Raw genomic sequence first — 23,145 nt, forward strand, 5'->3', positions numbered from 1 at the left:
TCACGCCACGTCCACCCGCACGCCCGCGGAGAAGACGCCGCTGCGCAGCTCCAGCCGTTTCGGCGGCTCGTCGCCGCGCATGGTGAACACCAGCGGCAGCAGCACCCGCCGACCGGCGGCCACCGGCTGCGAGAAGACGTCCCGGCCCAGGTTCGCCACCCGGGTCGCGTCCTCGTCGGCGGCGACCCAGTTGCCGCTGGGCAGGTACGCCCGCTGCAACTGCCCGTGCCAGGTCTGGTCCTCGTTGGTGAGGTTGCGCACCCCGACCGTGGCCAGGCACGGGCGCCCGCCACCCGGAGCCGGCGGCAGGACGTCGGCGCCGCAGCTCACCCGGTAGACGGTGAACTCGAACGCGGTCTCGCGCAGCGGCTGGCCCAGCGCGCCGGTGACGCTGCTGCCCACCCACGCGCCGCTCGTCGGCTGCTTGGTGGTGTCCATCGCGGCCACCCGCTGCGTGGCCGACCAGGCCGCCGCGCCGACCACACCGGCGAGCACGGCCGCCGCCACGCCGACCACGAGCCAGACCGGCGGCCGGCGCCGGCGGCTCGCGGGCGACGGCACCGCCGTACGCGGATAGACCGTGCCGCGCTCGGGCGGCCCACCGGTCGTGCCTGGGACCGGCCCGCCTTGGCTCGGCGTGCCGTGGCCCGGTCCGGCTCCGCCCGGCATGCCTCCGCCGGGCACACCGCTGCCGGGGGTGCCGGTGTGCACGGTGCCGCCCGCGGGCGTACCGGTGGGCGGCGCGCCGCCTCCGCTGGCGCCCGTCCCGCCGCGGGCCATGCCGCCGGGTGCGGTGCTTCCCGCCGCGGTGCGCCGGCGGCGGCGCCACACCGCCCACCACACCACGCCGGCGGTGACCACCAGCAGCGCGGTGAACGCGGCGAGCAGCACCGGCGGCCGCCGCCAGGCCGGGGCGGCGGTGACCTGCGCCGCCGGGGCCGTCGCGGCGCCCACCCAGGTCGCCGTGGCGCAGTCGAACGGGCGCGTGCCGTCCGAGCCGTACACGCAGGTGGGAGCGGTCACCGAGCGGCCCGGACCGGGGACCGACAGCGCGGTGTGCAGCGTGGTGGTGCTCTTCGCCGGCAGCCGCAGCCGCCAGGTCACCTCACCGGCGCTCATCCCGGCGGGACGGCTGGCCCGGCCGCCGCCGGTCACCGTGGTGGCCCGCGACCCGTTCGGCAGCTCCTGCCGGACCATCGTGTCGACGGGTGCCGAGCCGGCGTTGCGGACCTCGATCCGGTATCCCGGCGCCGGAGTGCCCGCCGCGCCCACCGCCACGCTCACCGGGGGCATCGACGGCCGGACCGGGGCCGGGCCGGTGGTCGGCACCGCCGGGGGCACCGCCGGAACGCCGGTCGGGATCGGGGTGGCCGCGGCACCGGGGATGACCGCCGGTGGTGGAGCCGGATGGGCGGGTGCGGCGGCCGCGCCCGGCGTCGCCGGGGGCAGCGCCGGTACGGCGGCGATGACGCCGAGGCAGTTCACGAACACTGCCAGGGCCCTGTGGTGTCGTCTCGATGCAGGCATACCAACGAACCTCCGGACCCGAAGCTATGGGCCGGGGACCGCCGGGCGGGTACGAAGCCGCCATTCCCGCCCCGTCCGGCGCGGTCGCGCGTACCCTGTCCGGCCCTTGCCGATCCGGTGCCGCCAGCGACCGGTGAGGGTGTGGCGCGCGACGGCCGGGGTGTGCCGCCTGCCGGTGTCCGCCGGGCGGTCCGCGGGCGGGGATAGATTGGCCGGGTGCGTATCGCTCGTTTCGCTCATGCCAAGGGAATGTCGTTCGGGGTCGTCGAGGGCGAGCCGGAGGCCGGGCCGCAGGGCCTGACCATCGCCGAGATCGAAGGCCACCCGTTCGGGCAGATCCAGTTCTCCGGCGCCCGCTGGGCGCTCTCCGACGTCCGGCTGCTGTCGCCGATCCTGCCCAGCAAGGTGGTGTGTGTCGGCCGTAACTACGCCGAACACGCCGCCGAGCACGGCAGCGAGGTGCCGAAGGAGCCGCTGCTGTTCCTCAAGCCGTCCACCTCGGTGATCGGCCCCCGCGACGCCATCCGGCTGCCGATCTTCTCCAAGCAGGTCGAGCACGAGGCGGAACTCGCCGTGGTGATCGGCGCCCCCGGTGCCCGCCGCGCCGACCGGGCCGCCGCCGAACGGGCCATCTTCGGCTACACCTGCGCCAACGACGTCACCGCGCGGGACCTCCAGCGCTCCGACGGGCAGTGGACCCGCGCCAAGGGCTTCGACTCGTTCTGCCCGATCGGGCCGTGGATCACCACCGGGCTCGACGTCAGCGACCTGGAGATCCGGTGTGAGGTGGGCCGCAACCCGGAGGAGATGGAGGTACGCCAGCTCGGCCGGACCAAGGACATGGTGTTCGACGTACCGGGCCTGGTGTCGTACATCTCGCACGTGATGACGCTGCTGCCCGGCGACGTGGTCCTGACCGGCACGCCGGCGGGGGTTAGCCCGCTCACCGAGGGGGATACGGTCACCGTGCGGATCCAGGGGATCGGGGAGCTGAGCAACCCGGTGGTCCCTGTCGCCTGATCCGCTCCGATGCCTCGTTTCCGCTGGTCAGGTGGGTTTCGAGGGGTTGGATTTGGCCTGTCGGCACCGGGAGGGTAAAGTTCATTCCCGGCGCCGCAAGGGGCCAATGGGGTATGGGGTAATTGGCAGCCCGACTGATTCTGGTTCAGTTAGTCTAGGTTCGAGTCCTGGTACCCCAGCGCAACCGAGGGTTCGCGAGAACTCTCGGACGCTGGATTCCGGCAGCTCACGCTGACGGAGTGCAATGAAGGTTCTGGCCCCGTCGTCTAGCGGCCCAGGACGCCGCCCTCTCAAGGCGGTAGCGCCGGTTCGAATCCGGTCGGGGCTACAGCACCGACAGCCCGTCCCGTTCTTCCGGGGCGGGCTTTCTGCTGTCCGGCCCACGCGCGCAGGGGGTGACCCCCGGCGGTGGTGCCGCGCGGGATGCCGCTAGACTACTGCCACACCGCCCGGCAGGGTGGTGAAGCACGAAAAGTGCCTGGCCCCGTCGTCTAGCGGCCCAGGACGCCGCCCTCTCAAGGCGGTAGCGCCGGTTCGAATCCGGTCGGGGCTACACCCACGAACGGCCCGTCTCGCCAAGCGAGGCGGGTCGTTCGCCATACCCGCCCTCCTCGGCTGAGCCCGCCTCACCCCGGCCCCGGCGCGAGGGGGAGGGGTGGCCGCCACTGGCCGCGCGGGGAGATCTTGGTACGGAGCGGCCCCTGGAAGGGCCGTTTCGTACCAAGATCTCGCTGCGGTGGGTCAGAGGCCGGAGAGGCGCTGGCCGGCTCGGACCACGGCCATGGCGTGGCGTTCGCCGGGGCGGCGGCCGAGGCGCTCGATCGGGCCGGAGATGCTGATCGCGGCGATCACCCGGCCGGTGCGGTCCCGGATCGGCGCCGAGACGCTCGCCACACCCGCCTCCCGCTCGGCGACACTCTGCGCCCACCCGCGCCGCCGCACCTCGGCCAGCGTGCGGCCGGTGAACTTGGAGCGGGGGAGCAGCGGCATGACCGCCTCCGGGGGCTCCCAGGCGAGCAGGATCTGCGCCGCCGAGCCGGCGGTCATCGGCAGCACCGAGCCGACCGGGACGGTGTCCCGTAGGCCGCTGGCGCGCTCGGCGGCGGCCACACAGATCCGCTCGTCGGCGCGGCGCAGGTAGAGCTGGGCGCTTTCGCCGGTGGCGTCCCGTAGCGCGGCGAGCAGCGGCTCGGCGGCGGTCAGGAGCACGTCCGGGGCCGCGTTCGCCAGCTCGCCCAGGCGTGGACCCGGGCGCCAGCGCCCCTGGGTGTCCCGGACGAGCATCCGGTGGATCTCCAGCGCCTGTGCCAGCCGGTGCGCGGTGGCCCGGGGCAGCTTGGTGCGTTCAACGAGTTCGGCCAGGCTGGCGCCGTCGACACAGGCGGCCAGGATGACCACCGCCTTGTCGAGAACGCCGACACCGCTCATACTGTGTCCCACAAGCCGAAATTTACCTCCCAGAATTTAGGATGTCCAGATGGTGGGAGTCACTCAACCGAGGACCCTGGCCGAGAAGGTCTGGGACGCACACGTGGTCCGCTCCGCCGCCGGCGAGCCGGACCTGCTCTTCATCGACCTGCACCTGCTGCACGAGGTGACCAGCCCGCAGGCGTTCGACGGGCTGCGTCTGGCCGGGCGCGGGGTCCGCCGTACCGACCTGACGATCGCGACGGAGGACCACAACACCCCGACCGGGTACGACGACCCGGCGTTCCGCCTCCGGCGCGGCGACCTGCTCACGATCGCGGACCCCACCTCCCGCACCCAGATCGAGACGCTGCGCCGCAACTGCGCCGAGTTCGGCGTCCGCCTGCACCCGCTGGGCGACGAGAACCAGGGCATCGTGCACGTCATCGGCCCGCAGCTCGGCCTCACCCAGCCCGGCATGACGATCGTGTGCGGCGATTCGCACACCGCCACCCACGGCGCGTTCGGCGCGCTGGCGTTCGGCATCGGCACCAGTGAGGTCGAACACGTGCTGGCCACGCAGACGCTGCCGCAGGCCCGCCCGAAGACCATGGCCGTGAACGTGGTCGGCGAGCTGGCGCCCGGCGTCACCGCCAAGGACCTGGTGCTCGCGCTGATCGCGCAGGTCGGCACCGGCGGCGGGCGCGGGCACATCGTCGAGTACCGGGGCGAGGCGATCCGCGACCTCTCGATGGAGGGGCGGATGACGATCGCGAACATGTCCATCGAGTGGGGCGCCAAGGCCGGCATGATCGCGCCGGACGAGACCACGTTCGCGTACCTGAAGGGCCGGCCCAACGCGCCCCAGGGCGACGACTGGGACGCGGCGCTGGAGTACTGGCGGACGCTGCCCACTGACGACGGCGCGACCTTCGACACCGAGGTCACGCTCGACGCGAGCCGGATCACGCCGTTCGTCACCTGGGGCACCAACCCCGGGCAGGGCGTGCCGCTGGGCGCCACCGTGCCGGACCCGGAGGACTTCGTCACCGAGCCGGAGCGGGTCGCCGCGCGCCGCGCGCTGGAGTACATGGACCTCACCCCGGGCACCCCGATGCGTGACCTCGCCGTGGACGTGGTGTTCGTCGGCTCCTGCACCAACGGCCGCCTGGAGGACCTGCGGGCCGCCGCCGAGGTGCTGCGCGGGCGCCGGGTCGCCGACGGCGTACGCATGCTCGTGGTCCCCGGCTCCGCCGCGGTCCGCGAGGCGGCCGAGATCGAGGGGCTGGACAAGGTCTTCACCGACGCCGGCGCCGAGTGGCGCTTCGCCGGCTGCTCCATGTGCCTGGGCATGAACCCGGACACGCTGAAGCCGGGCGAGCGCTCCGCCTCGACCTCCAACCGCAACTTCGAGGGCCGCCAGGGCCGGGGCGGGCGTACCCACCTGGTGTCCCCGCCGGTCGCCGCCGCCACCGCCGTGGTCGGCCGGCTGGCCGCCCCCGCCGACCTGTGAGAAGGGCAGCCGAGATGGACAAGTTCACCACCCACACCGGCACGGCCGTGCCGCTGCGCCGATCCAACGTGGACACCGACCAGATCATCCCCGCCGTGTACCTCAAGCGGGTGACCCGGACCGGATTCGCCGACGGTCTGTTCAACGCGTGGCGGGAGGACCCGTCATTCGTCCTCAACGATCCCGTCCATTCAGGTGCGTCGATTCTGATCGCCGGCCCCGAGTTCGGCACCGGATCCTCCCGGGAGCACGCCGTCTGGGCGCTGCGGGACTGGGGCTTCCGGGCCGTCATCTCGCCTCGCTTCGGCGACATCTTCCGCGGCAACGCGCTCAAGGAAGGCCTCCTTCCGGTCGAGCTGGAATTGAAAGCCGTGGAAGAACTGTGGGATCTCGTGGAATCCGAGCCGACCACGCCGATCACTGTCGACCTCGCCGCCCGCCAGGTCCACGCCGGTGACGCCACCTGGGCGTTCCCGCTGGACGACCACAGCCGTTGGCGGCTGATGGAGGGCTTGGACGACATTGGACTCACCCTCCGGCACGAGTCCGAGATCAGCGCGTACGAGGCGTCCCGGCCGGCGTTCCTGCCCTCGATCGCCTGACCTCAAGCGCTATTCGCCCCCACCGGTGCATCCGGTGGGGGCGAATCCGTTGCGACACAAGGGCTTTTTTCCACCGAATGTTTGTGTCCAGGCAGCACAGGGCATACCGTGCGCGCAGAATGGCTCGCGTCGAGTCAGTTGCACAATCGGGAGGAAGTCGTGAACAAGGCCGAGCTCATCGAGGCGCTCGCCGTTCGCCTGGGGGACCGGAAGACGGCGACGGCCGCGCTCGACGCGGTTCTCGCTGAGGTCCAGGCGGCGGTCACCAAGGGCGAGAAGGTGGCGATCACCGGTTTCGGAGCGTTCGAGAAGCGCGTCCGGGGAGCCCGAACAGCGCGCAATCCGCGGACCGGCGAGGCGGTGAAGGTCAAGAAGACCTCCGTCCCGACGTTCCGGGCGGGCGCGGGCTTCAAGGAGATGGTGGCCAGCGGCAAGGTGCCCAAGGACACCGCCGCCGCGAAGAAGACCACCGGTGCCGCCAAGGCCACCGGCGGCCGGACCACCGCTGCCGCCAAGAAGACCACGGCGGCGAAGGCCACCAAGGCCACCAAGACCACCGCTACCAAGAAGGCCGCGCCGGCGAAGAAGGCCGCCGCGACCAAGACCACGGCGGCGAAGAAGACGACCGCGGCGAAGTCCACCGCGGCGAAGAAGACCACCACCGCCAAGAAGACGACCGCGGCGAAGTCCGCCACGGCCAAGAAGACCACGGCGGCCAAGAAGGCGCCCGCGAAGAAGGCACCGGCCAAGAAGGCCGCCACCCGGCGCTGACCGGACGGCCCACGAAAGGGCGCCCACCGTTCGCGGTGGGCGCCCTTTCGCATGGGTACGCCGTTGACCGCCCGCCGTCGCGCCCCGCAGAATCGCCGTGCCGAAAACCCCCGTCGGTCACGAGAAGAGGCGCCCCGTGCGGCACCGTCACCTCTCCACCCTCACGCTCGCGCTCGGTATCGCGGTCCTGCTGGACGTGCTCCGGGTCTGGCTCCCGTCGGTCATCACCCTGTTCGGCCGGGCCGCCGAGACGCCCGCCGAGCTGCTCGGCGCGTTCGCGCTGGGCTGGTTCCTGCTCGCGCTCGCCGCGCCCACGCTCGTACGCCGCATCGGCGCCGCCCCTGTCGGACTCGCCGCGGCGGGTGTGCTGGCGGTGGGCCGGCTGGCGCTCACCGCGCAACCGGGCGGCCCGGCCCAGCTCTGGCTGGCCTGCGCCGGACTGCTCGCCGGCCTGGTCTGGCTCGCCGCGATCGCCGCGTCGGTGCCCCGCCCGGTCGCCGGGCTGGCGCTCGGGCTGGCCGGGAACGCGGTCGGGCACGCCCTGCTCGGCACCGAGGACCTGGTGTGGCGCGGCGGTGTGCTCGCCTGGAGCCTGAGCGCCCTGCTGGTGCTGGCGTTCCTGGCTGCCTCGGTGGCGGTACGGCGGGAGCGGGCCGCCGCTCCGGTACGCGGCGATGCGGCGCGGACGGCCGCCCCGGCGACGGATGTGGCGGACGGCGACGCCGGTCGGCGCGTGCCGACCCCGGGCCGTAGAGCCTGGTTGCTGTGCGGGCCGGCGCTGCTGCTGGCCGGGCAGGTGGCGCTCGCCCCGGCGCTCTGGAGCGCCGCCGCCGGCACCGGATCCCCTGATTTCCCCGGCCTCGTCCGCCCCGGCAACGGTGCCCTGCCGGGCGCGCTCGCGGTGCTGCTGTTCCTCGCGGCGACGTTGTTCCGGGCACCGGCGCGCGTGGCGCGGGTGCTGTGGCCGCTGGCGCTGCTCGCCGGGTCGGTGCTGTTCGTGACCGGGCTGCTCGTCCCGGCGTACCTGCTCACCGCCGCCGGTCTCGGCGGCTGCCTGGCCCTCACCGACACCACCGACGAGGGGCCCGCGGCTGCCGACGAGCGAGGCGCCGCCGACGACCGAAGCGCCGCAGACGAGCGAGGTGCCGCCGACGACCGGGCCGGCGACGAGGCGGCCGGGCACGGCTACGACGGGCGGGCGGGGGCGCGGCGCGGTCGGGCGGCGGCGCTCGGGATGCTGGTGTTCGCGGTGGCCACGGTGGCCTACTACGCCGCCTACGACCTGGGGTACCCCAACGGCTGGGCGCCGGTCGCCACGGCCGTCCTGGTGGCTCTGGTGGCGGCTACCGCGCCTCTCCGGCCCGCCCCGACGGCATCCGCTCCGACGTCGGCCGGCGTGGCCACACCCGGCGCGGCCTCACCCGGCCCGGTGCTGCCCACCACGGTCCGGGTCGCGGCCCTGGCCGGGCTGACTGCGCTGGCCGGGCTCGCCGCCGTGCTGCACGTACCGCCCGCGCAGGCCCGGGCCACGGCCGCACCGGCGGCGGTACGCGTGGCCGCGTACAACATCCGGATGGGGTTCGGCCTGGACGGCCGGCTGGACCTGGACGCGCTGGCCCGCGAGTTGCGCGACGCGGACGTCGTGCTGCTCAGCGAGGTGGATCGGGGCTGGTGGCTCAACGGCGGCCACGACACGCTGGCGTTGCTGGCCGGGCGGCTCGGGATGCCGTACGTCTTCGCGCCCGCCGCCGACCCGGTCTGGGGTGACGCGGTGCTCAGCCGCTTCCCGATGCGCTCCGGGCAGACCCGGCGGCTGACCGCGCACGGCGCGCCGACCGGGGCGCAGGCCCTCGGCGTCACGCTCGAGGTCGGCGGCCGGGAGTTGGCGGTGGTGGCCACGCACCTGCAACCGCCGCCCGGCCGGGATCCGGTCGAGCAGGCGGGCGAGGTGGCCGCGTTCGCCGGCCGGTACGCGAACGGCCGTCCACTGGTGCTCGGCGGCGACCTGAACACCGAACCGGACGACCCGGCGTTCGCCGAGTTCACCCGCGCGGGCCTGGTGGACGCGCTGGCTGCGGCCCGGCCGCTGCGGACCAGCCCGGCCGACGATCCGCGCACCCAGATCGACCACGTCTTCGTGTCGCCGGGCCTGACCGCCGGCGAGGTACGCGCGCCGCGCACCGAGGCCAGCGACCATCTCCCGGTGACGCTCACCGTCACGCTGCCCTGAGCGGCCGCCGCAACGACCGCGGCCGGCCTCACAACCGGTCGGGAAGGACCAACCGGTCACCGGCGAACGGCAGCAGCCACCCGCCGCCCTTGGCGGTGGTGAAGTCCTCGTCCACGCGGCGGGTGAGCCGTTCCAGCGCGCCCGGGATCACCTTGCCCTGGCTGCACACCGCTACCGTCCCGACGGCCTGCGCCAGCGCGGTCACCCGGGCCGCGGCGGCGAGCGCGCACTCCTCGACCTGCTGGCCCGGCACCGGCTCGTCGAAGTCGCCGCAGACCTCGATCGGCAGGTCCAGCCGGGCCGCCGCCGGGTCCAGCGTCTGCACGCAGCGCCGGGCCGAGGCGGAGAACAGGCGGGCCGGGCGGACCAGCGCCACCAGCGGGACCAGCAGGCGTGCCTGCGCCCACCCCTGCTCGTCCAGCGGGCGGCCGTGGTCGGGGCCGGTCCAGGTGCCGCGCTTGCCGGCGTGCGCGTGCCGGACCAGCAGCACCGTCGCGGTGACCGGCGGCAGCGCCGCGAACGCGGCGATCACCTCGGCGTCGTGCGGGTAGCTGACCCGGCGTACCGCGTCGTCGACCGGGAACCAGGCCACGTCGTCGACCTCGGTGCCGGGCTGGAAACCGCCGGTGCCGGCCGCCCGCATGGACCAGTAGTCGACCGCCTTGGCGAGACCTTCGCTGCGGTAGCGGACGGTGGGCAGGCGTACCTGCGGCACGGCGCGTACGTCGCTCTCCTCGGCCACCTCGCGGACGGCTGCCACGAGCGGGTGCTCACCGCGGTCCAGCTTGCCCTTCGGCAGCGACCAGTCGCCGTACCGGGGACGGTGCACCAGGCAGACCTCGACGCCGGCCGGACCCGGGCGCCACACCACGCCGCCCGCGGCCCGGATCCGCACCGGTTCGTCGTCGCTCACCCGCTCACCGTATGCCCGCCCGCCACGCGCCACGCCCGGTCAGTCCGCCCGGCCGCCGACCCGGCGCAGCAACAGATCCTGGAGGTGGGTCAGCGGCACGTCGCCGTCGGCGGTACGCCGGTGCCAGGTGCCGTCGGCGGCCAGCTCGAACGCGTCCACGTCGGGATCGAACGCGGCGGCGAGGACGTGGTCCAGTTCGGCCCGGGCCACCGGGTCGCTCACCTGCACCAGCGCCTCCACCCGGCGGTCCAGGTTGCGGTGCATCAGGTCGGCCGAGCCCATCCAGAACTCGGCGTCGCCGTTGTTGCCGAACCGGAAGATCCGCGAGTGTTCCAGGAACCGGCCGAGAATCGAGCGGACCCGGATGTTCTCCGACAGGCCCGGCACGCCCGGCCGCAGCGTGCACATGCCGCGGATCAGCAGGTCCACGTGCACGCCCGCCCGCGACGCCCGGTAGAGCGCGTCGGTGATCTCCTCGTCCACCAGGGAGTTCACCTTGAACTGCACGAGCCCCGGCATGCCCAGCCGGACGTGTTCGATCTCCCGGTCGATGCGCTCGATCAGGCCGCTGCGGATGCCCTGCGGCGCCACCAGCAGCCGCCGGTACGCGGTCTGCCGGCTGTAGCCGGTGAGCACGTTGAACAGGTCGGTCAGGTCGGCGCCGATCTCCGGGTCGGCGGTGAGCATGCCGAAGTCCTCGTAGAGCCGGGCGGTCTTCGGGTGGTAGTTGCCGGTGCCGATGTGGCAGTAGCGGCGGATCTGGTTGCCCTCCTGGCGTACCACCAGCGCGGTCTTGCAGTGCGTCTTGAGCCCCACCAGGCCGTACACCACGTGACAGCCGGCCCGTTCCAGCGTGCGCGCCCAGCCGATGTTCGCCACCTCGTCGAAACGCGCCTTCAGCTCGACCAGCACCACCACCTGCTTGCCGGCGGCGGCCGCGTCGACGAGCGCGTCGACGATCGGGGAGTCGCCGCTGGTGCGGTAGAGCGTCTGCTTGATGGCGAGCACGTTCGGGTCGGCCGCCGCCTGCTCGACGAAGCGCTGCACGCTCGTCGCGAACGAGTGGTATGGGTGGTGCACCAGCACGTCGCCGTCGCGCAGCGTGGCGAAGACGCTGCGCGGCACCTCACCCTCGGCCAGGCGCGGATGGGTGGCCGGCACGAACGACGGGTCCTTGAGGTCGGGCCGGTCGGCCTCGCCGTAGACCTGCCAGAGCGCGGACAGGTCGAGCAGCCCGCGTACCCGCAGCACGTCGTGGCCGTCCATGTCCAGCTCGCGGACCAGCAGCTCCAGCATGTGGTCGGAGATGGAGGCGGCGACCTCCAGGCGTACCGGCGGGCCGAACCGGCGCCGGGCCAGCTCCCGTTCCAGCGCCTGGAGCAGGTCCTCGTCGCGGTCCTCGTCCACCTCCACCTCGGCGTTGCGGGTCACCCGGAACAGGTGGCACTCGACCACCTGCATGCCGGAGAACAGCTGGCCGAGGTGCACCGAGATGAGGTCCTCGACCGGCAGGAACCGCACGCCCGGCTGGTCGCGGTGGACCCGGACGAACCGGGGCACGTTGTTCGGCACCTTGACCCGCGCGAACAGCTCCGAGCCGCCGTCCGGGTCGCGTACCGACACGGCCAGGTTCAACGACCGGCCGGAGATGTACGGGAACGGGTGCGCCGGGTCGACCGCCAGCGGGGTGAGCACCGGGAAGATGTGCTCCCGGAACCAGGTGCGCAGCCGCTCCCGCTCGGCGTCGTCCAGGTCGCTCCAGCGCAGTATGCGGATGTCCTCGGCGGCGAGCTTCGGCAGCACGTCGTCGACCAGGCAGGCGGCGTGCCGGGCGACCAGGCCGGCCGCCTTGGAGGTGACGAGGTCGAGCTGGGTGCGCAGCGGCAGCCGGTCACCGCCGCGTACCGGCAGGCCGGCGGAGAGCCGCCGCTTCAGCCCGGCGACCCGGACCATGTAGAACTCGTCCAGGTTGCTGGCGAAGATGGCCAGGAACTTGGCCCGTTCCAGCAGCGGGGTGCGCGGGTCCTCGGCGAGCGCCAGCACCCGGGCGTTGAAGTCGAGCCAGGACAGCTCCCGGTTGAGGAAGCGGTCCTCCGGCAGCGGCGGCACGGCCGGCGGGGCGGCGTCCGCTGCGGTCTCGTCGGCCGGGCCGGGGCCCTCCACCGGGTCGAGCGGTTCGTCCAGCCCGGCCGCGCCGGCCGCGTCCGGATCGGCGCCGAGACGCTCCTCCGGGGGCCGGGGCTGGCGGAACCGCCCGTCCGGGCCGCGGGTGGGGCGGCCGTTGCGGGGCGTGCCGGGGTCGAGGATCGGCGGCGGGCCGTCGGGTTGCTCGCGAGGGGTGCTCACCACCTCATGATTCCCCGATAAGGGTGAACGGAAAATGAACTCGGGCCAGGTTGTTCACGCCATCGTCGGCAAGGTCACCCGGACCACCTCGCCGTCGGCGTCCCGCTCGATCCGGACACGCTGCCCCAACCGGAGCAGTCGCAGCCCGGAGGCGTCGAACGCGCGGGCCGGGAACGCCAGCTCGGTGCCGTCGTCGAGCAGCAGCACACCGCTGCGGGTCGACGCGTCGTAGGTCGCCACCGTCCCCTGCATGCCAGCACCGTACTCCACCGCCGCGGCGACCCGGGCCAGCAACGCGGCCGTGCGCGGCCCCACGCCCAGCCCGGCGGCGTCGGCCAGGTCTGCCGGGGTGTCCACGTCCCGGCGCAGGCTGGGCCAGTCGCCGGCGAGCGGCAGCGCCCCGCTCGCCGCGTGCGCCGCGGCCGAGCCGGGCCCGAACCGCGGCGCCAGCGGCGTCCCGGCCGGCGCGGCGAGCAGCACGGTGCCTCCGCCCGGGGCATCAGCCACGAACCCGCGTACCCCCTGGGTGGCCCGCAGCGCGGCGGCCAAGTCGGCCGGTCGCAGCGCCGGCAGGTCGGCGGTCAGGCCGGCCACGGCGGCGCACGGCCCGGCGACGGCCGCGCCGTGCCGCAACGCCGCGTTCAGCCCGCCGCCGGGGTCGCCGGCGACGCGGGCGCCCGCCGCGCCGGCCGCCGCGCTCACCCGCGGGTCGTCGGTGACCACGAGCACCCCGGCGACCGCCGGGCACGCCCGCACCGCGCGCAGCGTGTCGGCCGCCAGGGCGAGCGCCAGCTCCTCATGGGGTACGCCGGGCAGCGCGCCCCGCAGACGGCTCTTCGCCGCCGGAAGGCGCTTCACCGGCATCACCACGGTCCAGCGGGCCTCAGACACGCCGACCATCCTGCCAGCGAGGGCGGCGGTACCCGCACTGGCCGCAGCGGGGGCGAACAGGCATGATTCTGTGCCGGGGCGCGAGGGCGGATCGAGGAGGCACTGTGGCACGGCGGAGGCTGGGGGTCTGGCGACGGCTCGCCGTGGTGCTGGTCAAGCCGCTGATGACGGTCTGGACCCGGCGCACCTGGCGGGGCATGGAGCACCTGCGCGGCGACGGCGGCGTGATCCTCGTGCCGAACCACATCTCGCACGCCGACCCGCTCGTGGTCGCGCACTACATCTACGACGCCGGGCGCTGGCCGCGCTTCCTCGGCAAGGCCAGCGTGTTCCGGGTGCCGGTGGTCGGCTGGATCCTGCACCGGTGCCAGCAGATCCCGGTCGAGCGGGGCACAGTCGAGGCGGTCAAGTCGCTGGACAAGCTGGTCGCCGCGCTGGCCGAGGGCGGCGCGGTGGTGATCTACCCGGAGGGCACCACCACCCGTGAGCCGGACCTGTGGCCGATGAAGGGCAAGACCGGCGCGGCCCGCCTGGCGCTGGCCACCGGCGCCCCGGTGGTCCCGATCGCCATGGTCGGCCCGGAACGGATGTTCGACCCGCGTACGGCCCGGTTCGGGCTGCGCCCGCGTACCCCGGTGACGGTGATCGCCGGTCCGCCGGTGGACCTGAGCCGCTGGGCCGGCGCCACGCCGACCCGGCCGATCCTGGAGGAGATGACGGACACCATCATGCTGCGCATCCGGGATCTGGTCGCGGAGGTCCGCGGCGGCACACCACCGCCGCTCTGGCAGCGGCCCGCCCGCACCGGCACCCGGGAGGTCACCGAATGAGCGGGCACGTCGCCGTGCTGGGCGCCGGTTCCTGGGGGACCGCGTTCGCCAAGATCCTCGCCGACGCCGGGCGGGACGTGACGGTCCTGGCCCGCCGGGCCGCCGTGGCCGAGGCGATCCGGACCGGGCGGCACAACCCGGAGTACCTGCCGGGCGTACGCCTGCCCGAGCGGGTGACCGCCACCGGTGACGCCGCCGAGGCGATCGAGGGGGCCGAGGTGGTGGTGCTCTCGGTGCCCTCGCAGACGCTGCGCGGCAACCTCGCCGACTGGACGCCGTACCTGGCGCCGGACGCCACGCTGGTGTCGCTGATGAAGGGCATCGAGCTGGGCACCACCAAGCGGATGAGCCAGGTGATCACGGAGACCGCCGGGGTGCCCGCCGACCGGGTGGTGGTCGTCTCCGGGCCCAACCTGGCCCCGGAGATCGCCGCCGAGCAGCCGGCCGCCACTGTCGTCGCGGGCACCGACAGCCGCCGTACCGCGCTGGTGCAGGCGTCCATCCGGACGCCGTACTTCCGTCCGTACACCAACGACGACGTGATCGGCTGCGAGCTGGGCGGCGCGGTGAAGAACGTGATCGCGCTGGCGTACGGCATCGCCACCGCGATGGGCTTCGGCGACAACACCCGGGCCATGCTGATGACCCGCGGCCTGGCCGAGACCGCCCGGCTGGGGGTGGCGCTCGGCGCCGACCCGATCACGTTCGCCGGGCTGGCCGGCATGGGTGACCTGGTCGCCTCCTGCTCGTCGCCGATGGCCCGCAACCGCACCTTCGGCGAGCACCTGGGCCGGGGGGAGACGCTGGAACAGGCCCAGGCGGCCACCCGGCAGACAGCCGAGGGCGTCAAGAGCTGCCTGGCCATCCGCGACCTGGCCCGGGCGCACGGGGTGGAGATGCCGATCACCGAGCAGATCGAGCGGATCTGCCACGAGGGGATGGATCCGCGCCTGGCGGTGGACGCGCTGATGAGCCGCACCGCCAAGCCCGAGTCGTACGAGTGAGCGGAGCCGGGATGACCGACGAGTACTGGGGTGACGGCACGCGCAGCGTGCACGCCGGCCTGCCGGACGCGGTACCCGGGCAGCCGTTCCTGCCCGGCCCGGTCTTCGCCGCGCCGTACCACCTGGACCCGGAGCGCGGCCCGTCGGCGGCGGTGGACGGGTACGGACGGCCCGACAACCCCACCCGGCGGCTGCTGGAGACCGCGATCGGCGAGCTGGAGGGCGGCGACTGCCGGGTCTTCGCCAGCGGCCAGGCCGCCATCACCGGGCTGCTGCTGACACTGCTGCGCCCCGGCGACACCGTGCTGCTGCCCGCCGACGGCTACTACTCGGTGCGCGCGTTCGCCTCGGACACGCTGGAACAGCTCGGCGTACGCGTGGTGCTCGTGCCGACGGCCGGGCCGTACCCCTCGTTCGAGGGTGTCCGGCTGGTGCTGCTGGAGACCCCGGCGAACCCCGGCCTGGACGTCGCCGACGTCCGGGCGGTGGCCGCCGCCGCGCACGCCGCCGGTGCGCTGGTGGCGGTGGACAACACCACCGCGACGCCGCTCGGGCAGCGCCCGCTGGACCTCGGCGCGGACGTGGTGGTCGCCTCCGGCACCAAGGCGCTGACCGGCCACTCGGACCTGCTGCTGGGCTACCTGGCCACCCGGGACCCCGGGCTGCGGGACGCGGCGACCACCTGGCGCAACGCCACCGGCGGGGTGCCGGGCGCGTTCGACTGCTGGCTGGCCCACCGCTCGCTGGCCACGCTCGACCTGCGGCTGGCCCGGCAGACCGCGAACGCGCGGGCGCTGGCCGACCTGCTCGCGGCCCGCCCGGACGTCACCGGGGTGCGCTGGCCCGGACGGCCCGACGACCCGGCGTACCCGGTCGCGTCGGCCCAGATGCGGCGCGTACCGGGTGTGCTCTCGTTCGACCTGGGCGACGAGCGCCGGGTGGCCCGGTTCCTCGGCGCCGCCCGGCTGGTGGCCGCGGCCACCTCGTTCGGCGGCCTGCACACCACAGCCGACCGGCGGGCCCAGTGGGGTGACGACACGTCGGCGGGTTTCGTGCGGTTCTCCTGCGGCGTCGAGGACACCGCCGACCTGCTCGCCGACGTGTCGGCGGCGCTCGACGCGGCGGGCTGACGGCGTGTCGGCCGCTGGGCTATCGTGACGGTCAGCCACGGCCCGTGCGGCCCCGACCCGAGGAGGTGAGTCCGATCCACCAGCAGAGGACCGGCGCTCCCTCCGAGTCCGCGTCGCTTCGGGGCTGAGGCGACGCCGGGGGCGCCGACGAGCGCTTCCCGAAAGGCTTGCCATGGCATCCACCGTGTTCACCCCCGACCGTCCCGCCCTCGTCCGGCGGCTGCGCTCCGCCGGTTGCGTCTTCGCCGAGGACGAGGCGGAACTGCTGATCGCCGCCGCCGACTCGGCGCAGTCGCTGACCCGGCTGGTCGACCGTCGCGTCGCCGGCCTGCCGCTGGAGCACCTGCTCGGCTGGGCCGAGTTCTGCGGCCGGCGGATCGCCGTACACCCGGGGGTCTTCGTGCCGCGCGGCCGGACCGCGCTGCTCGTCGACGCGGCGACGGCGCTGGCCGGGCCGGCACCGGCGGTGCTCGACCTGTGCTGCGGCTCCGGCGCCGCCGCCGTGGTGCTGCACGAACGGCTGGCGCCCCGCTGGCTGGCCGCCGCCGACATCGACCCCGTGGCGGTGGCCTGCGCCCGGCGCAACCTCGAACCGCTCGGCGTCCCGGTCTACCAGGGCGACCTGTTCGACGCGCTGCCGGCCGGGCGGCGCGGAGAGCTGGACCTGGTGGTGGCGAACGCGCCGTACGTGCCGAGCGGTGCGGTGGCCTCGTTGCCGGCCGAGGCGCGTCTCTACGAGGCGCCGGTGGCGCTGGACGGCGGCACGGACGGCCTGTCCGTGCTGCGCCGGGTCGCCTCCGGCGCGGCCGAGTGGCTCGCGCCGGGCGGACACGTCGTGGTCGAGGCGAGCGCCGCGCAGGCCCCGGAACTGTGCGCCGTGTTCACCGCCGCCGGGCTGGACCCGGCTGTGGTACGCGACGAGGAGCGGGAGGCCACGGCGGTCACCGCCCGTCGTCCCGGCTGACCGCACCGGGGGAGTCCGCGCCGGGGCGTGGCGGGTGGGCCGGGCGGGAACTAGCCTCGGGTCAGGCGCGGCGGGAGGCGGTGGCGGTGGGCGGCTCAGGTGTGCCGGTGGTGGTGGGACTGGACAACGGGGGCACGAGCGACAACGCCACGGTGCTGACCGTCGACGGCCGGTTCCTGGTGGACGGGCTGCTGGAGATCCCGAGCGAGGTCGGCGACGGCCCGGAGGCGGCGGTGGAGGCGCTGGCGCGGGCGTTCGACGGCGTCCTGGCCCACACCGGCGTGCCGCGTGACCTGGTCCGCGCGGTCGGGCTGGACACGCCCGGCCCGGCCAGCGCCACCGGCGTCATCTCGTCCCGCGGCTCGACGAACTTCTCCCAGCCCGCCTGGCGGGGCTTCGACGTGCGTACCGCGCTGGAGCGGCGGCTGGGCCTGCCGGTGGTCTACGCCAACGACGGCAACGCCGCCGCGCTCTACGCGCACCACGTGCACTTCGGCGCCGAGGCGATGGCCCGGTCGTCGGTGTCCGCGATCGTCGGCACCGGGCTCGGCGGGGGAGTGGTGGAGTCCGGCCGGGTGGTCGGCGGCGCGGCCGGCATGGCCGGCGAGTTCGGGCACGTGCACATCCCGCTGGACGGCCTGGCCGAGCCGGACCAGGCGGCGCCGGTCTGCGCCTGCGGCTTCACCGGGGACGCGGAGAGCGTCGCCTCGCTCACCGCGATCCGGCGCAACCTGCTGCCGTACTGGCTGGCCCGGCACCCGGAGCACCCGCTCGCGGCGGAGGAGCCGGACCGGGCGGCGAAGCTGCTGCGCGGCTACGGCGAACGCGGCGACCCGCTGGCCCGCCTGGTGTTCACCCAGCAGGCCAAGGCGCTGGGGCGGCTGTTCACCATCGCGGCCAACTTCACCGACCCGCACGCGTACTTCGTCGGCGGGGGTGTGGTGGAGGCGGCGCCGGAGTTCCGGGACTGGTTCCTCGCCGCCGTCGCCGAGCACACGGTGCTCCGGGAGGAGCAGCGGGCGGTGGCCACCTTCGCGCTGGTGCCGGACCGGGACATGGCCGGCGCGCGGGGGGTGGCCATCGCGGCGCTGGAGGCGGTACGCGGCGCTGCCACCGCCGCCGCCCCACTCGGCTGACGCCGCCCGCCCGGCGGGCCGTCCAGGCGGGCGGCGTCCCGCCCAGGCGGGCGGCGGCGGGCCGCTCAGGCGTTCGGCGGCGCGGCGGTGAACGCGGCCCAGGCGTGCGGCGGGAACACCAGCACCGGGCCGGCCGGGTCCTTGGAGTCGCGGACCGCCACCGCGCCGGGCAGCGGCGCCATCTCCACGCACGCGCCCTCGTCGCCGCTGTGGCTGCTCTTGCGCCAGCGGGCCGGTGTGGGATTCGTGCCGTTCATCTGGTCACCTCTCGTTCAGCAGGCGGAGGAGCTGGTCCCGACTGGCCGCCGGGCTCAGCGCCACGGTCCGCAGGTGCTCCATGATCTTGGCGCAGGTACGCAGGTCAACCGGCCGGTCGAGGACCATCTGCCCGGCGACTGTCTCCACCGAGGCGATGATCGGGTCCTCCGGGTCGGCGAACTCCAGGATGTGCAGCGAGCCCCGGGTGCCCCGGTGGTAGCCGGCGGCCAGCGGGATCACCTGCACCGTGACGTTCGGCAGCTCGGCCATCTTCAGCAGGTGCTGGAGCTGGCCGGACATGACCGAGCGGTCACCGACCGGGCGCAGCAGCGCGCCCTCGTCGATGATGGCGTCGAGGATCGGCGGCTCGGCGCCGGAGAGCCGCTGCTGGCGGTCCAGCCGTAGCTGGACCCGCTGCTCCACCTGCTCGTCGGTGAGCGTGTGCGGCCCGCCGCGCATCACCCCGCGGATGTAGTCGGCGGTCTGGAGCAGGCCCGGCACCACCGACGGCTCGAAGTTCGCGATGCCGGTGGCCTCGGCCTCCAACGCGATGAAGTCGATGGTGCGCTGGTCCAGCAGGTACGAATAGGACACCCACCAGCCCGGCTTGCGGGCGTCCTTCGCCAGCTGCACCGCCGCGGCGATGTCCGCCGGGCCCACGCCGTAGCTGGTCAGCAGCGCTCGCACGGTGGCGGGACTGACGAGCGTCTGCGCGTTCTCGTAGCGGGACAACGTGCTCCGGGTGCTGTTGATCTCGTCGGCCGCGGCCTCCAGGGTGAGGCCGGCGGCCTCCCGGTGGGCCCGCAGGGCGATGCCGAGCCGTCGGGCCCGGGCGGTCTTCGGCGCCATGCATCGATGGTCGCACATCCCGCGGGAAAGCGGGCATGAGAGAAAGTCGATGAGAGTTGCATTCACGCCGGTGAACCTGTCAATGTGTGACGGCGTCCTCACCATCGGTTGTCGTGGCGACGGTGATGGTGAGCGACCGGAGGGGATGGGGCGCGCGGTGGTCGGATTCTTCACTCCCCCACGATCCGACCGCCGCGTGCCCCTGCCGGTCCACGAGACGGGGAGGGGTTCCGCGGTGACCAGGTTCCTGGTGGTCCTGACCGACGTGCGTCCACCGGACGGCACCCGGCGTGACGAACGGACCAGCCCGGAACGCCGCCGCCAGGTGGTCGGCGCGAGCAGCCGGGAGGCCGCCGACCGGATCGCCGGCGCGTTCATGGCGCTGGGCATGGTGCGGGCCGGCCGGCAACGCGTGAAGGTCATCGCGGTCGGCCGCCGGCCCCGGCACCCGGTCTTCTGAGACACACCGTTCCGTTACTTACCGTAGATGTCACCTTGACCGTTTGCCACGCGACTCCGCGTCTCCCCGGGTAACGACCACCGCTTGCGGCAACGCACAGTAAGGTCATTCGGGTGAGCGCCACCGGCGAGCACGGCCAGCCGCAGTCGCGAACGATGAGGTGACCATGACCACCCCAGGCAAGACCCGCGTGGCGATCGTCTTCGGCGGCCGCAGCCCCGAACACGGCATCTCCTGCGTCAGCGCCGGCAGCGTGCTGGCCGCGCTCGACCCGGACGAGTTCGAGGTGGTCCCGGTCGGCATCACCCGGCAGGGCCAGTGGGTGCTCGCCAGCGGTGACCCGAGCGGGCTCGCCATCGCCGACCGCAAGCTCCCCGAGATCACCGCCGGCTCCGGCGCCGAACTGGTACTGCGCGCCGACCCCGCCGTCGGCGGCCTGATGGTGCTCGACCCGGCCCAGGGGCCGGTCGCACTCGCCGACGTGGACGTGGTCTTCCCGGTGCTGCACGGCGCGTACGGCGAGGACGGCACCATCCAGGGCATGCTGGAGATGGCCGACATCCCCTACGTCGGCGCGAACGTCTTCGCCTCCGCCGCGGCCATGGACAAGGAGTTCACCAAGAAGCTCTGCGCCGCCGAGGGCATCCCGGTCGGTCCGTACGCGGTGCTGCGCGCCGGGATGTCGCTGAGCGAGGAGGACAAGGAGCGCCTCGGGCTGCCCGTCTTCGTCAAGCCGTCCCGGGCCGGCTCCTCGTTCGGCATCACCAAGGTCGACGACTGGGCCGACCTGGACGCCGCGCTCGTCACCGCGCGCGAGATCGACAGCAAGGTGCTCGTCGAAGGCGCGGTGGTCGGCCGCGAGATCGAGTGCGGCGTGCTGGAGGGCGAGGCCGGTGGCGCGCCGGAGGCCTCGGTGCTCGCCGAGGTGCGCATGATCGGCGACCGCGACTGGTACGACTTCGAGGCCAAGTACATCTTCGCCGACCAGGTCTGCGAGTACGACGTACCGGCCGACCTGCCCGAGCCGGTCGCCCGGCAGGTGCGCGACTACGCCACCCGGGCCTTCACCGCACTCGACTGCTCCGGCCTGGCCCGGGTCGACTTCTTCGTGACCCCGCAGATGGACGTCTACCTCAACGAGATCAACACGATGCCGGGCTTCACGCCGACGTCGATGTTCCCGCGGATGTGGTCGGCCAGCGGGCTGGAGTACCCGAAGCTGGTCAACCGGCTGATCCGTACCGCCCTGCACCGTCGCGCCGGCCGCTGACCGCCCGCACCGCCGCACCGCCCCGCCGACCGTCGGCCGGCCGGGCGGGGGTCAGGCGGAGCAGCCCGAGGGGGCCTGCTTCGCCGAGGGGACCGAACTTACGATCGTGTCGGAGATCGAGGTCACCCACTGCAGCGGCGGCTCGTACGACTTCGGCACCCGCACCCGGATCGGGGTCTCCCGGTCGACGGTGGTCAGCACCGTGGCGTCGGCCTCCTGCGCCGCGTGCCAGCAGACCTGGTTGACCTTCCACACCTCGTCGGTGGGCGGGAACTGCGCCGGGCTGCCGCCGCAGGCCACCGTCAGCGCCGGGTCGCCGTACGCGGCGTTCTGCTCCGGGCCCGCGGTGACCGGGCGCTGCGTCAGGTCACGCACGCTGTCCGGGAGCTGCGACATCAGGGCCCGGCACAGGACGGTCGGGCGCTCGGCCAGCGCCGGGGCGGGCATCTCGACCGGCGCGCTCGACTGGGCCCGAGGGCTCGCCGACGCGCTCGGCTCGGCGTCCGGCGACTCCGGGGCCAGCTTGGCGAACGTGAACCCGGCGACCGCCACGGTCACCGGCACCGCGACGAGCGTCGCCCAGAGCGCGGCACGGCGGGTGGCGCCGTCCCGGCGGGGGGAGGTGTCCTTCTCGTCCACTTACAGCCGCACCACCGAACACGTGAGGGTGCGGGTGATGCCGGGCACCATCTGCACCTTGCTGACGATGAGTTTGCCGAGCTCGTCGACGGTGTTCGCCTCGGTGAGCACCACCACGTCGTACGGCCCGGTGACGGCGTCGACCCGTACCACGCCGGCCAGGTCCGCGATCAGACCGGCCACGTCACGCGCCCGGCCGACCTCGGTCTGGATGAGGATGTACGCCTGTACCACGACTCGACCTCCGTCCGTCGCCTCCGGGCGACCCGAAGGGTGAAACTACCGTACTGAGCGGCCGTGACCCCTATCGGTTGCCGGTCGGACGCGGTGAGCGAGCACACGCCGGTACGGACAGGGGTGGGACGTGCGGAACGACGCAGCGGAGCGAGGGGACGGAATGACGGTCACTGATGTCGGCGAGTTCGGCCTGATCGACCGGGTGACCGCCCGGCTGGCGCAGGGACGGAACTGCCTGCTCGGCCCCGGCGACGACGGCGCGGTGGTGGCCGCGCCGGACCGGCGGGTGGTCGCCTCGACCGACGTGCTGGTGGAGGGGCGGCACTTCCGCCGCGACTGGTCGTCGGCGCGGGACGTGGGACACCGGGCGGCGGCGGCCAACCTCGCCGACATCGCCGCCATGGGCGCCACCCCGACGGCGCTGCTGGTCGCGCTCTGCATGCCGGCCGAGCTGGACCCGGCCTGGGCCGAGGAACTGGCCGACGGGCTGGGCGCGGAGGCGGCGCTGGTCGGCGCGAGCGTGGTCGGCGGGGACATGTCCGGCAGCCCGACGCTCACCGTCGCGGTGACGGCGCTCGGCGACCTGGCCGGCCGCGACCCGGTGGTGCGCTCCGGTGCCCGCCCCGACGACGTGGTGGCGCTGGCCGGGCGCACCGGCTGGTCGGCGGCCGGCTACACCGTGCTGTCCCGGGGTTTCCGCACGCCCCGGCTGCTGGTCGAGGCGTTCCGCCGCCCCGAGGTGCCGTACGCCGCCGGACCCGCTGCCGCCGCGGCAGGGGCCACCGCCATGATCGACGTGTCGGACGGGCTGCTGGCCGACCTCGGGCACGTGGCGACCGCCAGCGGTGTCGCGATCGACGTGAGCCGCGACGCGTTCGAGGTGCCCCGGCAGATGCGGGACGCGGCGCAGGCGCTCGGCGTCGACCCGTACACCTGGATCCTGGCCGGCGGCGAGGACCACGCGCTGGCGGCGACGTTCCCGGCGGACGCCGCGCTCCCAGACGGCTGGCGGCCGGTCGGTCGGGTGGCGGCCGGCGCCGGGGTCACCGTCGACGGAGCCGCCTACAGCGGCCCGCGCGGCTGGGACCACTTCCGCCGGACGGCGGAATGACCGGCGCTTCCGCCGGACGGCGGACCGGCGGGCCCGG

Annotated in this window: 21 protein-coding genes, 3 tRNA genes and 1 pseudogene; 16 read left to right on the top strand and 9 right to left on the bottom strand. The window is 74.3% G+C overall.

The features are described 5' to 3' along the window. Positions 1-1,527, bottom strand: a complete 1,527-nt coding sequence (locus CLT75_RS31480; RefSeq protein ID WP_135243711.1) for a hypothetical protein — start codon at positions 1,525-1,527, stop codon at positions 1-3. Positions 1,528-1,743: 216 nt separating this feature from the next. On the opposite strand from CLT75_RS31480, the gene CLT75_RS31485 reads away from it, so the two are divergent. The 4 genes from CLT75_RS31485 (at position 1,744) to CLT75_RS31500 (ending at position 3,100) form a co-directional block, all read left to right on the top strand. Then, positions 1,744-2,547, top strand: a complete 804-nt coding sequence (locus CLT75_RS31485) for a fumarylacetoacetate hydrolase family protein (RefSeq protein WP_013284528.1) — start codon at positions 1,744-1,746, stop codon at positions 2,545-2,547. A 107-nt stretch (positions 2,548-2,654) separates the two neighbouring features. Next, a tRNA-Gln gene (locus CLT75_RS31490) sits at positions 2,655-2,726 on the top strand. Between the two features lie 76 nt (positions 2,727-2,802). Further along, positions 2,803-2,875, top strand: a tRNA-Glu gene (locus tag CLT75_RS31495). A gap of 152 nt (positions 2,876-3,027) precedes the next feature. Then, a tRNA-Glu gene (locus tag CLT75_RS31500) sits at positions 3,028-3,100 on the top strand. A 188-nt stretch (positions 3,101-3,288) separates the two neighbouring features. Here CLT75_RS31500 and CLT75_RS31505 read toward each other — a convergent pair. Further along, positions 3,289-3,975: an IclR family transcriptional regulator gene (locus CLT75_RS31505; protein WP_013284529.1), complete on the bottom strand. Its 687-nt coding sequence runs from the start codon at positions 3,973-3,975 to the stop codon at positions 3,289-3,291. 49 nt (positions 3,976-4,024) lie between these two features. Here CLT75_RS31505 and leuC point away from each other — a divergent pair, with 49 nt between their 5' ends. The 4 genes from leuC to CLT75_RS31525 all read left to right on the top strand — a co-directional run bounded on the left by leuC (position 4,025) and on the right by CLT75_RS31525 (position 9,070). Continuing rightward, complete coding sequence (leuC, locus tag CLT75_RS31510) at positions 4,025-5,467, top strand: 3-isopropylmalate dehydratase large subunit (protein ID WP_135243712.1); 1,443 nt, start codon at positions 4,025-4,027, stop codon at positions 5,465-5,467. 14 nt (positions 5,468-5,481) lie between these two features. Next, positions 5,482-6,069 (top strand): 3-isopropylmalate dehydratase small subunit, encoded by a 588-nt coding sequence (leuD, locus tag CLT75_RS31515; protein ID WP_135243713.1) that lies wholly within the window; start codon positions 5,482-5,484, stop codon positions 6,067-6,069. A gap of 159 nt (positions 6,070-6,228) precedes the next feature. Continuing rightward, on the top strand, positions 6,229-6,840 hold the full coding sequence (locus CLT75_RS31520) for an HU family DNA-binding protein (RefSeq protein ID WP_135243714.1): 612 nt from the start codon (positions 6,229-6,231) through the stop codon (positions 6,838-6,840). Positions 6,841-6,976: 136 nt separating this feature from the next. Then, the gene (locus CLT75_RS31525) at positions 6,977-9,070 is read left to right on the top strand and encodes an endonuclease/exonuclease/phosphatase family protein (protein ID WP_135243715.1); all 2,094 of its coding nucleotides are present in this window, start codon (positions 6,977-6,979) and stop codon (positions 9,068-9,070) included. Positions 9,071-9,098: 28 nt separating this feature from the next. Here the strand turns inward: CLT75_RS31525 and CLT75_RS31530 are convergent, their stop codons facing one another. From CLT75_RS31530 to cofC, 3 genes and pseudogenes are all read right to left on the bottom strand, one after another. After that, entirely contained in the window at positions 9,099-10,016 is a 918-nt protein-coding gene (locus CLT75_RS31530; RefSeq protein ID WP_135243716.1) for an NUDIX hydrolase, read from the bottom strand. A 6-nt stretch (positions 10,017-10,022) separates the two neighbouring features. Next, the gene (locus CLT75_RS31535; RefSeq protein ID WP_434089647.1) at positions 10,023-12,329 is read right to left on the bottom strand and encodes an RNA degradosome polyphosphate kinase; all 2,307 of its coding nucleotides are present in this window, start codon (positions 12,327-12,329) and stop codon (positions 10,023-10,025) included. 276 nt (positions 12,330-12,605) lie between these two features. Beyond that, positions 12,606-13,229 (bottom strand): annotated as a pseudogene (gene cofC, locus CLT75_RS31540) (2-phospho-L-lactate guanylyltransferase); the annotation flags it as partial. 95 nt (positions 13,230-13,324) lie between these two features. On the opposite strand from cofC, the gene CLT75_RS31545 reads away from it, so the two are divergent. The 5 genes from CLT75_RS31545 to CLT75_RS31565 all read left to right on the top strand — a co-directional run bounded on the left by CLT75_RS31545 (position 13,325) and on the right by CLT75_RS31565 (position 18,284). After that, positions 13,325-14,050, top strand: a complete 726-nt coding sequence (locus CLT75_RS31545) for a lysophospholipid acyltransferase family protein (protein WP_135243719.1) — start codon at positions 13,325-13,327, stop codon at positions 14,048-14,050. Then, on the top strand, positions 14,047-15,054 hold the full coding sequence (locus CLT75_RS31550) for an NAD(P)H-dependent glycerol-3-phosphate dehydrogenase (protein WP_120571211.1): 1,008 nt from the start codon (positions 14,047-14,049) through the stop codon (positions 15,052-15,054). The genes CLT75_RS31545 and CLT75_RS31550 overlap by 4 nt, the downstream gene beginning before the upstream one ends. Positions 15,055-15,065: 11 nt before the next feature. Then, entirely contained in the window at positions 15,066-16,184 is a 1,119-nt protein-coding gene (locus CLT75_RS31555; protein ID WP_135243720.1) for a cystathionine gamma-lyase, read from the top strand. Positions 16,185-16,356: 172 nt separating this feature from the next. Then, the gene (locus tag CLT75_RS31560; protein ID WP_135243721.1) at positions 16,357-17,148 is read left to right on the top strand and encodes a putative protein N(5)-glutamine methyltransferase; all 792 of its coding nucleotides are present in this window, start codon (positions 16,357-16,359) and stop codon (positions 17,146-17,148) included. An 86-nt stretch (positions 17,149-17,234) separates the two neighbouring features. Continuing rightward, on the top strand, positions 17,235-18,284 hold the full coding sequence (locus CLT75_RS31565; protein WP_135243722.1) for an ROK family protein: 1,050 nt from the start codon (positions 17,235-17,237) through the stop codon (positions 18,282-18,284). 65 nt (positions 18,285-18,349) lie between these two features. Here CLT75_RS31565 and CLT75_RS31570 read toward each other — a convergent pair whose 3' ends face one another. Further along, positions 18,350-18,541: a DUF397 domain-containing protein gene (locus CLT75_RS31570; RefSeq protein WP_135243723.1), complete on the bottom strand. Its 192-nt coding sequence runs from the start codon at positions 18,539-18,541 to the stop codon at positions 18,350-18,352. Positions 18,542-18,545: 4 nt separating this feature from the next. Further along, positions 18,546-19,391 (bottom strand): Scr1 family TA system antitoxin-like transcriptional regulator, encoded by an 846-nt coding sequence (locus CLT75_RS31575; RefSeq protein ID WP_135243724.1) that lies wholly within the window; start codon positions 19,389-19,391, stop codon positions 18,546-18,548. Positions 19,392-19,626: 235 nt separating this feature from the next. Between CLT75_RS31575 and CLT75_RS31580 the strand changes: the two genes are divergently transcribed. Both CLT75_RS31580 and CLT75_RS31585 read left to right on the top strand, forming a co-directional pair. Beyond that, complete coding sequence (locus tag CLT75_RS31580) at positions 19,627-19,851, top strand: hypothetical protein (protein ID WP_120571208.1); 225 nt, start codon at positions 19,627-19,629, stop codon at positions 19,849-19,851. Positions 19,852-20,017: 166 nt separating this feature from the next. Next, on the top strand, positions 20,018-21,121 hold the full coding sequence (locus tag CLT75_RS31585; RefSeq protein WP_135243725.1) for a D-alanine--D-alanine ligase family protein: 1,104 nt from the start codon (positions 20,018-20,020) through the stop codon (positions 21,119-21,121). 51 nt (positions 21,122-21,172) lie between these two features. Here CLT75_RS31585 and CLT75_RS31590 read toward each other — a convergent pair whose 3' ends face one another. Then, positions 21,173-21,760, bottom strand: a complete 588-nt coding sequence (locus CLT75_RS31590) for a DUF3515 family protein (protein WP_135243726.1) — start codon at positions 21,758-21,760, stop codon at positions 21,173-21,175. Beyond that, positions 21,761-21,994: an Lrp/AsnC ligand binding domain-containing protein gene (locus tag CLT75_RS31595; RefSeq protein WP_013284547.1), complete on the bottom strand. Its 234-nt coding sequence runs from the start codon at positions 21,992-21,994 to the stop codon at positions 21,761-21,763. Between the two features lie 163 nt (positions 21,995-22,157). Here CLT75_RS31595 and CLT75_RS31600 point away from each other — a divergent pair, with 163 nt between their 5' ends. Further along, positions 22,158-23,108, top strand: a complete 951-nt coding sequence (locus CLT75_RS31600) for a thiamine-phosphate kinase (RefSeq protein ID WP_135243727.1) — start codon at positions 22,158-22,160, stop codon at positions 23,106-23,108. Positions 23,109-23,145 lie beyond the last annotated feature (37 nt).

Source organism: Micromonospora sp. CNZ285, from assembly GCF_004637285.1.